The sequence below is a fragment of the Paenibacillus sp. FSL F4-0097 genome (genome assembly GCF_038593125.1).
Lineage (GTDB): Bacteria > Bacillota > Bacilli > Paenibacillales > Paenibacillaceae > Paenibacillus_AQ > Paenibacillus_AQ odorifer.
The window spans coordinates 1,361,218-1,372,823 of sequence record NZ_CP151965.1 but is presented as its reverse complement, the minus strand read 5'-3'; the positions used below and the strand labels follow the sequence as shown (position 1 = coordinate 1,372,823).

Below are 11,606 nucleotides of genomic sequence, written 5' to 3'. Positions count from 1 at the left end.
CGCTTTATCCTTTTACAGCAGATCCAACTGTCATTGCCCGTTCCACCTGCTCACTAAAGAACAAATAGACAATAACCATTGGCAGACTCGCCATCGTCATAACCGCCCCCATGCCACCCCAGTCTGTGCTGTATTGGCCTTGGAAGAACAATAGACCCAGCGGCAGTGTTTTCATCCCCTCATCAGAGATCAGAATATAAGCCAGCAAAAATTCATTCCAGTTGTTCAGAAATTGAAAAATGGCTACTGTTGCGACAGCTGGCGTTACAACCGGCACAATAATCTGCAGAAACATCCGGTATACATTCGCGCCGTCCATACAAGCGGATTCCTCCAGCTCCCCAGGGATACCCTTCATAAAGCCGTAGAATACCAGACAAGAGAACGGCAATCCAATGGCGACATAAGGAACAATCAGCCCACCGTAGGTATTAGTCAGATGTAAATCCCGTACGAGTATGGCAAGTGGAATCATAATTACCTGCAGCGGCATGAACATTCCGATCGTCATATACAATCTGACCCCTTCACGGAATCTCCACCGCAGCCGGGAAATTGCGAATGAGAACATCAGCGATAATATGATAATAAGTAGCGTTGAAATCGTAGAGACTACCAAGCTATTCGTAAAATATCGCGGTATATTGAACTGTGACCAAGCGGCCACATAGTTTTCAATCCGGAAATTAGTCGGAAATCCGAAAGGGTTGGTGACAAAAATCTCATCGTTATTTTTCAGAGAATAAGAAATCATCCATAATAGCGGATAGATGGAAATGATAAAATAAATCCATAAGGGAAGCTGTATGAGCAATGCTCTCACTTTTTTCATAACGTTCCTTTTCCTTTCCGGCGTACTGCCTTATGCTTCATTTCGGTCAAATGTCTTGTTGATAATAATGGTGGCCAGAAGCGACAGAAGGACAAGCACAACCGATACCGCACAGGCATAGCCGTAGTTGCTTTCCAAGAATGCATAACGATAAATCATAAAGGTAAGCGTATAGTTACTCGTTCCCGGTCCGCCGTTAGTCATAATCAACATTTGTACAAAAGCACCGATTCCTGAAGTAATGGCAATGATCAGACAGAATTTGAACGTCTCCTTCATCATTGGAATTGTCACCTTACGATGCGCCATCCATTTGGAGCAACCGTCAATCGTGGCAGCTTCCATGTACTGCTCAGGGACAGATTTAACCCCCGCATATAAAAGACTGAACTGGTAACCCATGAACTGCCAGGCATTAACAAAGGCAATCGCAATTATGGATGTGGTTGGAGAAGTAAGCCAGTTTTGTTGATAAGGAATATGCAAAATTTCAAAAAGCCTATTGATCAATCCGTTATTCGGATCGTAGATGGCAATCCATAGCTGACAAACAACCGTAACCGACAGAACTACGGGAATAAAATAAGCTGTTTTCAACAATTTACGCCCTTTGATTCGAGGATCGGCACAGGCAAGCGCAAGAATGGTTCCCAATCCGATCTGAAATACAGCGAGTACCAGTGCAAAAATAAGGCCGTTACGAAGGGAAGTCAAAAGCAATGGATCATCAAACAACTCTACATAGTTGGACAATCCGTTAAAAGTAGCCGTACTGAGCCCGTCCCACTCGAAAAAGCTACGATAAAAGGATTGAAGCACCGGATAGATAATCACTACGCTATAAATCAGCAGAGCGGGAAGCAGAAACAGCATTATGGCTTTCTTATTACCTAAGTATTTATGCATGCGGTAAGATTCCACTCCTTCCTTGCCAAGCCGCTCACCCGATATAAGGGCTCGATCCGGGTGAGCGGCTTGGCATGGACCAATTTTTATTTATTTTATTTCTCTAATTATTTATTTTCTTTGTTCAGCACTCGGTTCATGTTATCCGTGAACTGCTTAGCCGAGAATCCTTCAATCAACATATTTTGTGTATTGTCGTCCAGTGCATTTTTAATTTGAACACTGCTTACCGCATTGGCGTAACCCTTCACGTTTGGCAGCACTTCTTCAGCGATTCTTTTCATCATGGCAGGCACTTCACCGGTCATTTCTTTATCCACTTTAGTCGCTACGATCGGGCTACCCAGCTGTGTATATTTGTATTCGCTATATTTTTGTGCGATGAAACTAGCTACTTTCACTGCAGTCTCTACATTCTTGCTGCTTGGAGAAACGGCAAAGCCACCAGGACCTCCTGCACCGTTAATGTACATTTTGTTGTTCTCATAAGTCGCTTCGTCCTTAGCTGGCCAGTACATCCAATCCACTTTATCCCCAAGCTTCTCAGCACTGCTGTAGATTTCCCACTGACCGTTGACGAACATGCCAGCTTTTCCTTGGTAGAACAAAGATGAAGCTTGATCATAATTGGTATTCGTAGCATTGACGTCGAACAAGCCTGCTTCTTCCAGCTTCTTCATTTGTTCTGCTGCTGTTACATAAGGCGAAGGCAATGTTGTCGTTCCCTTCGTTTCGAGTGGGCCAAACCCTTTCGTCTCCTCACGAGTCACAAGTCCGCTATAAAAAGAAGTAGTGATCCATTTCTCTTTCGCGAAAATTGAGAGCGGTGTATAACCTGCTGAAGAAAGCTTCTTAGCCGCTTCAGCCAGCTGATCGATCGTCTTGATCGGCATCTCGATGCCTACCTCTTTAAAGATATCCTTGTTGTAAAACAACATTTGGAATTCAATTCCCGTATATGGGAATGCATATACATGACCGTCTGGGGCAATCAGACGGGATTCATTCCCTGTATTTAGATTCGCTTTGAAATCTTTGGTGGCTTGGTATTCATCAAGCAGCTCAACATTTTTAGATTTGGCGAAGGTTTGCAGCGTAGGCCAGTCTGTTTCATAAATATCCGGCATGTTCCCAGTCGCGGCATATGTTTTCAGCTTCTGGTAGCCATCTTGAACAGCCTCATCCAGTACAATCTCCACCTCCGGCATTTCCTTTTTTAATTCCTCTACGGCATAATCAAATGGCTTTGAAGTATCTTCGTCAAAATGCTGTGCATAAATTTTTATTTGAATTTTCTTATCGGTATTCCCAGCGGTCGTATTGGAACCTTCAGAGGTTGAACCACCGTTTCCGGCATTGTTACCACCACAGGCTGTAAGTGAGAAAGCTAAGGATAAAACGGTTGCAACCCCCAGTGTTCTGAATAGCTTGTTGCTCATAATGAATCCCCTTTCTGATGCTCTATTTAGTGGAGCTAGTTGAATCCGCTATTTGTTAGCGTTTTCATCGTCCTGTTTCTATTATATTTGAGCCTTGAAGACCCAAAAAGAGCCATATCGGGCACAATCGGTAATAAACAGGACAAAATGAAAGCGGCCTCACCAGAGAGCCGCCACCAAATATGTTTATTAAATTTCATTATTAACGCCAATATGGCGGGAACGGGCAGCCAGCTGCTCAAATTCAGACGGCGGCATGCCATAGTGTTTTTTAAAGCATTTACTGAAATAATTCGGGTCATTATAGCCCACTTTACCGGCGATTTCAGACAGTCTCACATTTCCTCCAGCAAGCAGTTCCTTGGCCTGCTTCATACGAGTATAGGTAATGAAATCAAGTACAGAGATTCCACCTTCTTTTCGAAAAACCTTCCGTAAATAGCTGGTATCTACATAAACGCCATTCGCCACCTGGTCAACTGTCAGCTCACAATCGGAATAATGCTCCCGGATGTACTCTTTGGCGGCAATGAATAAATTGTACGACTTAGAGGGGCGGTGCTCACGACCTTGATCAATGACTTTACTGTACAAGCCTTTTATCCAGCTTTCAGTCTCATCCCAGTTATCCATCTCCCGTAGCCGCTGCTCCGGTGAACCTGCTGGTTTCCAGAGACTTTCCGGATTGATCCCTCTTTCTCCAGCATAGGCAAGGCAAAGGGATACTATACTCATTAATAGAGTAAAGGAATAGCTGCCTCCCCCTCTCTGGCGTCGTAGAATCTCAATTAATTTGCTTATGTCCTTCGCCGCTGCATCGCCATCCCCCATCTTTAACGCCATCAGCATGGCATCCTGAATTCCAAGATGAGTGATTTCTTTGGATGGAAAGGAGAACTCCTCTATCCCTTCAGAGGAATTCTGCTCGTCCATTTGGAGTGGAAAGAGCTTATTGGAAGCCGTTCCTTCTGCAATTATTTCCGGCTTCCCAGCTTTGCGTGCACCTATTTTATGTGACTGAAGGCGCTGCTTCACCTTGATCATCATCTCGTTAAACTCTTGCTGGTTAAACGGTTTCAATAAATAATCTTGTACACCTAAGCGAATCGCTTTTTGCGCATAATCAAATTCATTGTGCCCTGTTACAAAAACAATAAGCATATCAGGAGCATTGGCCTGTAACCGGGTAACCAGCTCCATACCGTCCATATAGGGCATACTAATGTCCACTAAAGCCAAATCTGGTTTCGTCCGTTCCGCTTCTTCCAGCGCTTCTCTGCCATTTGACGCTTCACCACAGACACTGAAATCATATTTACTCCAATCCAGCTTGGTCCGCATATAATAACGAAACAGCGGCTCGTCATCTACAACCATCACTTTATACATCTATGCTGCCCCCCTGCGCTTCCGTACCGGGAATCGTCATTTTCATAACAGTACCTTTTCCCAGTTTACTTTCTACCGATAGGCCATATGGTTCTCCAAAATACAGCTTAATCCGTTCATGAACGCTGTAAATGCCAATGGATGCCGGTTTTCCTTCTCGTGAGCGGTATTCTACAATCCGCGACACCTGCTCCCCGGACATGCCAACACCGTTATCCTCCACGGTAATGATAACTTCTCTTCCGTGTGTATAAGCCTCTATTGAGATTAGCCCCTGACTTCCCTTTGTTTTTAATCCATGGTAGATTGCATTCTCGATGAGCGGCTGCAGGGACAATTTGGGTACCTTGACTCCTTCGAGAGATTTCGGGATATTAATCTCGTAACGTAATACGTCGGGGTTGCGAACCTGCATAATAGCCAAATAATCAGCTGCATTTGATACTTCCTCGGACAGTGGAATAACCTCGTTCCCTTTGCTAAGAACAACCCGATAGAAGTCTGCCAGTGCCTTGGTCGTATCCCGAGCTGCTTCATTAAGCTCCAAATCGTTGAGTACATAAATCGTATCCAGTGTGTTATACAGAAAATGGGGTTTAATCTGGGCATGAATCAGAGCTAGTTCATATTCACGTTTCCGGACTTGTTCGTTCGTAATCGTCCGCATCAGCTCCTGAATACGACCAACCATGGAATTGAATACGGTGGAGATCAGCCCCGTCTCATCCTCTGTAGTCACTGGTGAGGTGACATTCAGATCGCCTTCCCTTACTTTACGCATCGCCTTCGTCACCTGAAGAAGCGGATTTACGATAATCTGTGACAGCTTTCCTGCAAGCAGCAGAGACAGTAACAGGCATCCTATTCCCACGAATATAGTTAACGTTATATTACGGTGAATATCCGCAGTTAACTTCTGCAGCGAAATCGTATTCACAAGCTTCCAATTCAGCTTATCATAATACGTCACAGTGACCAGCTCTCGCCCGCTCCCCTTGCCGATAATTTCCGAGACAGAGCTTCCCGTCTTCCTAAGACTGCCGTTCAGTCTGTCCTCAGGCTTCAGTAGAAGCTTTGATTTATCAGGGGTGGACACGGTCCTTTGCGTTCCGTCTACTATAAAATATTTCTTGTCCGAAGAGGTTTCTCTAGCGGTTTCCAGAAAAGCAGAGAGAGCATCTTCTTTTACGTTCACAAATAATGTACCTATTAGGTTGCCCGTTTTAAGATTGTACACGACTTTACTTAGTGTGAGCACCGGAACTGCCGGATCACTAACCAGATAATCTCTCTGTTCCATGGGAAGCCAACGGTTGACACCGTAGCTGCCTTTTTCTTTAGCCTTCTCCAGCATATCGCTGGTAAATACCTTCTGCTCGTTAGGATTACCGTAGGCGTAAGAGGAATAAATCTGGCTTTCCGTATCCACAAATACAGCAGAATCGACATCCGGAAAAATAATCAGATCGATAGAAAGCTGGCTCTGCATTAAATTGCGAAACCGCGTCTGCTCCACTGTCGAGGATAACAACGGACGTTCAGCATACATCCGATGGATGTCGGTAGTTATAATGTTGGCACTGCTCTCCGTATTTTTTACAATCGTATCTATTTGCTGCATGATGAGCTTGGATTCATCTTTAAAATTGTACTTAGCCTTTTCGATCATCGAACGGCTGAACATCTGCCCTGAGAGCAAGCCTAAAGCAAGCAATGGAAAAATGATCAACGGTATAAAAATAAGGATTATTTTATTACGAATCTGCAATCTTCCAAACCACTTCACTAAGGAATCCCCCCGCATAACAGCCGCCTCCTGTGTGTTCTAGCGGTAATTCATTATGTGCTTCATATCCGTAAATCTCAAGGAGAAAGTATAAATACATATACAACTAGGGCGAGTGTGAGCAGGATAAAAACATTCTCTACAGCTCCACCTTTTTTCGTGCCTGTACTCATTAGCTTTAGACGCAGCTTAAATGGAATGGGCGGCAGGGGCGTAATTCCCCTTTGGGTGAGAGAGTCGGCCAATAGATGAAGCGCATAAGACATGCCGCCTGCTATCCATAGACTGCCACCATCCTGTATACCCGATGAAGCAAAATACAATAAAGTGCTCCAGCCTGCAACAGCATATAAGGTATGAGTCAATCCACGATGCGGGACAAGTGATGTAACTACGAGTATACAAGCTACTATGTAGTTCCAAGGATCATACGCCCCTCCGTATGCAAATACCGCAGTAGCGATTAGTACCATCACCAGATGCCGCAGCTTTCTTCCCGGCAGGAAAGTTACACTCCCCACAAGTAGGGCCAGTACAATATTCCACGGGCTTTCAACGATTCCTGCAAAATAAAGATAAATCGCTGCTCCTATCAAAGCAACCTGTAGTATCCTGAGCAGAAAGTCAGGAATCGCCTTGCGTACCAGTAACGAATTCGGTTCATCAATGTCTGGCAGGAGCGAACTTAATGCCGCGACGGCAATAACCGGGATTGTAATCTCATGGGCCATCAAACTCATAACAGATAGGGTAACCCCGGTGCTGATAATTAAATGGGATCTGCCCATCATAGTGAAACCGCTCCTTTCTAAGATGCAAAAACAAGAACAAATGTGCGGTTATCGAAGTATATCAAGACCCGGATTTTTTGTCTACATAAAACGCTGAAATCGCTTAGTATATAAGCCTTTACGCGATTTCTATCTTGTCCTCTCCATGAATATACGATACAATTTGGACAACTTGACCTTGTCGTCTACATAGAGGCGACAGCTGCTGAAGAAAGGATGACCTAAGTAGTGAAGCGTTCCCGTATAGCCGATTTTAGCCTGCTATTAGTGGCGATGATGTGGGGATGTACCTTTCTGATTGTACAAAATGCTGTCAAGGTGCTGCCACCGCTCGCGTTTAATAGCATCCGCTTTATGGGCGCTGCCCTGTTGCTGGCTCTAATCACAGTTATTTCTTACCGCAAGGATTGGAAACAGCTAAGTTTCCGCATGGTACGCGATTCTCTGCTGCTTGGCCTTTTTTTGTTTATGGGCTATGGCTTTCAGACTATGGGACTTCTATATACAACAACCTCTAATACCGGCTTTATTACCGGGCTATCAGTTGTCCTAGTACCCTTTCTGTCTCTAGCCTTATTGAAGCATGCGATTTCACGATACACTTGGTTCAGTGCGGCACTCGCCGCAATCGGGCTTTATCTGTTGACCTTCACGGGCTCTGCATTATCCTTGAATAAAGGCGATGCCTTGATTCTTCTGTGTGCCATAGCTTTTGCGTTACAGGTAGCCTATACTGGCGTTTATGCACCTCATTATCCGGCGTTGCCGCTAGCTACTCTGCAGCTTGCTTTCGTTGGGCTGTTCAGTATTGCTGCCTCGCTTATTTTTGAAGGGGCAACACCGCTCGCCCACAGCGGGGAGCTGATTAAGGACCCAGATGTGCTTTGGGCTCTGCTGATCTCCATCGGGCCAACCAGCGCTTTTGCCTTCTGGATTCAAACCGCCTGTCAGAAATATACTACCCCATCACGGGTAGCCATTATTTATGCCACAGAACCGGTATTTGCCGTTCTGACGGGTTTAGCCTTTGGCGGGGAAACACTCGGGTTGTCCGCTCTGCTCGGTTGTGGTTGTATTCTGGGGGCTATGCTTATGGCAGAGCTGAGCCCGGAACCGGGTCAGAATCAACATAAGAAGAGTTATTTTTCCAAATTACATCTATTTAGAAAGAGATAAGGAGAGAGACAAATGTACAAATTGATCGCGATTGATATTGATGACACTCTGATTAATGATGACAAGGAAGTAACACCCGCTACCCAAACTGCGCTTGAAGAGGCTGTTGCCGCAGGTGTTGTTGTAACCCTTGCTACAGGCCGTGCTTACGCTTCCGCTCAAGCCATTGCCCGTCAAACTGGACTAAACGTACCTATCATTACTTACCAGGGTGCACTCGTTAAGAACTTGCTCGATGAAAAAGTACTGTATGAGCGTTACGTCCCGCAAGATGCAGTCCGCAAGCTGTTCACTTACTGCGTGGAGCATAATCTGCATCTGCAAACTTACATTGACGACAAGCTATATGCCCGTGAAGACAACCAAAAGATCAAAGACTATACGGACTTGAATAAAACGCAATATTTTATTGAGCCTGACTGGGAAAAGCTTGTCCCGCAAAAAACACCAAAAATGCTAATTATCGATGATCCTGATTTCTTGGATGAACTGGCTCCAATCCTGCATGAATTGCTTGGTGATTCCGTGCATATTACCAAATCCAAACCACACTTCCTGGAAATCATGCATCATGAAGGAACCAAGGGCATTGCACTTGAATTCCTAGCCAAACATTACGGCTGTGAGCTTTCCGAGACTATCGCTGTAGGTGATTCTTGGAACGACCATGAGATGCTGGAAGCTGCCGGACTTGGCGTCGCTATGGAGAATGCTATTCCTGCTCTGAAAGAAATTGCTGATTTTGTGACCTTAAGCAACAATGACGATGGCGTGAAATATGCGATTGATAAATTCATTCTTAATAAAGTGAACTAAACTTCCTTAAGCAAAAGGGTGCAGCAACGCCATATTTTATGACGTTGCTGCACCCTTTTTTATTCCAACACTCAAACACCTGTAGAAGCTAATTCCACTTTCTCGGGTCCCATTCCACTCTCTTCTTCCTGCTCTAGCTGAGAATAATACAAATCATTATATCTTCCTTCAGCAGCAAGCAGTACATCATGCGTTCCACTCTCCACAATTTCACCATTCTCCATCACGAGAATGATATCAGCGTTCTGAATCGTAGATAAACGGTGCGCGATAACGAGTGTAGTTTTGTCTCCCATTAGTTTACGAATGGCCTGCTGCACCAGTTTTTCTGATTCATTGTCAAGTGCAGCAGTAGCTTCATCCAACAGCAGAATAGGAGCGTTTCTCAGAATTGCTCTTGCAATGGAAAGCCGCTGACGTTGTCCCCCGGACAGTCGTGAGCCTTCCTCACCAATATCAGTATCCAGTCCCTCAGGCAATTCCATTACAAAATCATAGGCATTCGCTTTTCGCAAAGCTTCCAGAATTTCTTGCTCATCCGCCTCTGGATTTCCATTCCGGATATTATCACGAATGCTTCCCGTATAAAGACCTGCCTCTTGCGGCACATAGGAAAAATAACTTCTAAGCTTAGCCAGACTCATCTCGTTGATCCGCTGCCCATTGATTATTACTTCGCCTTCATCGGGTTCATACAATCCCAGCAATAGTTTGAAAAGCGTAGATTTACCTCCACCACTCGGTCCCACAACCGCCATCTGTGTTCCTTTTTGAAGCTCTAAGCTGATCTTGTTTATACTTTGTCTCTCTGCTCCCGGATACGAGAAAGAGATCGACGACATAACCATACTCTCAAATTCTGGTTGCTTTGTCTCCACTTCTGGAAGGGTCTCAACCTCCACCGGGCTATCCAACACCTCAAAGATCCGTCCCGCCGCCCCAAGTGATTGCTGCATCGAATTGATCAGTCCCGGCAATGACGAGAACGGCATCACTAAATAATTCATGAGCTGGATGAAAGCAATCATCGCACCGACCTCAAGTGATCCTTTTGCCACAAAATAACCAGCCACGACCAGCGCCAGAAGAAACGTAAAGTTTCCCAAAAAAGAGGAGAATGAGCCAGTAGCTCCCTCAATTCTTCCCCGTTTTAATTCTTCAGAAGTAATATTCTCACTATGCTCCTGATATTGCTTCATTAGTCTGCGTTCAATGCTAAAGGATTTAAACACCATACTACTGCCTAGAATGTCATGTAAAAAGGAAGTAATCTTACTCATATTAGTCTGAATCTTCACACTGTTCTCACGCATCGCTGAACCGAAGATTTTTCCCGTAAGGAACATCAAAGGCCCCATTGCAAAACAGATCAATGCCAGTAACCAGTTAATATAGAGCAAATAACCAAAAGCCGCGAGGGCTAGTAAAGGGTTACGGATTAGATCAATCATTACCTCGCCTGCAGCATTACCAACAGATTGATTATCATTAGTAAAGCGGGACAATAAATCCCCAGAATGATTACGGTCAAAATAAGACTGAGGAAGAGCTAAGGCATGCCGCATCATATCCAACCGCAGCTCATTTCTGATCTTGGCAGAGATTTTATTTTTGAAATATCGATCGATGAAACCGTTAATTGCACTCACTAATAAGTAGATTAATCCGAAAATAACCAGCCCTTTAAAAGCTTTCACATCGAGTCTAACCGCAGCATCCGTAATTACTGAGAGCAGCCAAGCAATCGTTAAATCCAGAACAATCCCAAATAAAGTCGTAAATAATAAAATCGTATATAAGAGCTTGTGCCTTAACATATATGTACTTAATCTTGAAAATACGCCTTTCTGCTTCAAAGAACCAGCCCTCTCACTTAAAATTCTATACCTCTAACCTTAGCGAACACCTTACTGTCATGCCATTCCCCATCATGCCCAAGACTCGTACTGCGCAGGATCCCCTCCAGTGTAAAACCCGCACGTTCGGCTACCGCGGCACTTTTGATATTTCGTGCACTACAAAAGATTTCGAGACGATTCGCCCCTAATTCCCGTATGGCAAAATTGGTGATTCCATTTACGGCTTCTGTCATATATCCTTTGCCTGCACAGGCGCTCCGGATCCAATAACCAATCTCAAAATTGCGGAGTTCCCAGTTTAGATGATGCAGGCTAATGCAGCCGATAAAACCCTCCGTATCCCTTCTAAAAATACGCATATGTAGCTTATCCCTTTTTAGAAACTCCAGTCTGCCTTCTCTAGTAACTTTCTCTGATTCTTCTAATGTGGGTATTACTTGAGCAAAAGCCATCCAAGGTCTCAATTCATCTATACTTTCACGGATAGCCTCATTCATGCTAACTCCATCTCCCCATAAAGGGGCACGAATGAGCAGCCTCTCTGTTTCAAAACTCTCGGGAAAATCAAGCAGGATTGGATCCTTGGAGTCAGCCACTTCGTACTCCTCCTTT

The 11,606-nt window shown here is 44.6% G+C and carries 10 protein-coding genes; 2 read left to right on the top strand and 8 right to left on the bottom strand.

What is annotated here, in order from left to right; translation table 11 throughout:
- Nucleotides 1-4: 4 nt before the first annotated feature.
- From MHH86_RS06020 to MHH86_RS05995, 6 genes are all read right to left on the bottom strand, one after another.
- Entirely contained in the window at nt 5-832 is an 828-nt protein-coding gene (locus MHH86_RS06020; protein ID WP_036681776.1) for a carbohydrate ABC transporter permease, read from the bottom strand.
- A gap of 30 nt (nt 833-862) precedes the next feature.
- Nucleotides 863-1,738, bottom strand: a complete 876-nt coding sequence (locus MHH86_RS06015) for a sugar ABC transporter permease (RefSeq protein ID WP_339211488.1) — start codon at nt 1,736-1,738, stop codon at nt 863-865.
- A gap of 107 nt (nt 1,739-1,845) precedes the next feature.
- A complete protein-coding gene (locus MHH86_RS06010) occupies nt 1,846-3,177 on the bottom strand; it encodes an extracellular solute-binding protein (RefSeq protein WP_076104830.1) in 1,332 nt (443 codons plus the stop codon).
- 189 nt (nt 3,178-3,366) lie between these two features.
- Entirely contained in the window at nt 3,367-4,566 is a 1,200-nt protein-coding gene (locus MHH86_RS06005) for a response regulator (RefSeq protein WP_051491207.1), read from the bottom strand.
- Entirely contained in the window at nt 4,559-6,370 is a 1,812-nt protein-coding gene (locus MHH86_RS06000; RefSeq protein ID WP_339211486.1) for a sensor histidine kinase, read from the bottom strand. Before MHH86_RS06000 ends, MHH86_RS06005 begins: the two co-directional genes overlap by 8 nt.
- A 59-nt stretch (nt 6,371-6,429) precedes the next feature.
- Nucleotides 6,430-7,143, bottom strand: a complete 714-nt coding sequence (locus MHH86_RS05995) for a metal-dependent hydrolase (protein ID WP_038569151.1) — start codon at nt 7,141-7,143, stop codon at nt 6,430-6,432.
- Nucleotides 7,144-7,371: 228 nt separating this feature from the next.
- On the opposite strand from MHH86_RS05995, the gene MHH86_RS05990 reads away from it, so the two are divergent.
- Nucleotides 7,372-8,319: a DMT family transporter gene (locus MHH86_RS05990; RefSeq protein ID WP_339211484.1), complete on the top strand. Its 948-nt coding sequence runs from the start codon at nt 7,372-7,374 to the stop codon at nt 8,317-8,319.
- Between the two features lie 12 nt (nt 8,320-8,331).
- On the top strand, nt 8,332-9,135 hold the full coding sequence (locus MHH86_RS05985; RefSeq protein ID WP_038569149.1) for a Cof-type HAD-IIB family hydrolase: 804 nt from the start codon (nt 8,332-8,334) through the stop codon (nt 9,133-9,135).
- A gap of 71 nt (nt 9,136-9,206) precedes the next feature.
- Here the strand turns inward: MHH86_RS05985 and MHH86_RS05980 are convergent, their stop codons facing one another.
- The gene (locus tag MHH86_RS05980) at nt 9,207-10,991 is read right to left on the bottom strand and encodes an ABC transporter ATP-binding protein (RefSeq protein WP_052096828.1); all 1,785 of its coding nucleotides are present in this window, start codon (nt 10,989-10,991) and stop codon (nt 9,207-9,209) included.
- A gap of 17 nt (nt 10,992-11,008) precedes the next feature.
- On the bottom strand, nt 11,009-11,590 hold the full coding sequence (locus MHH86_RS05975; protein ID WP_076099031.1) for a GNAT family N-acetyltransferase: 582 nt from the start codon (nt 11,588-11,590) through the stop codon (nt 11,009-11,011).
- Nucleotides 11,591-11,606 lie beyond the last annotated feature (16 nt).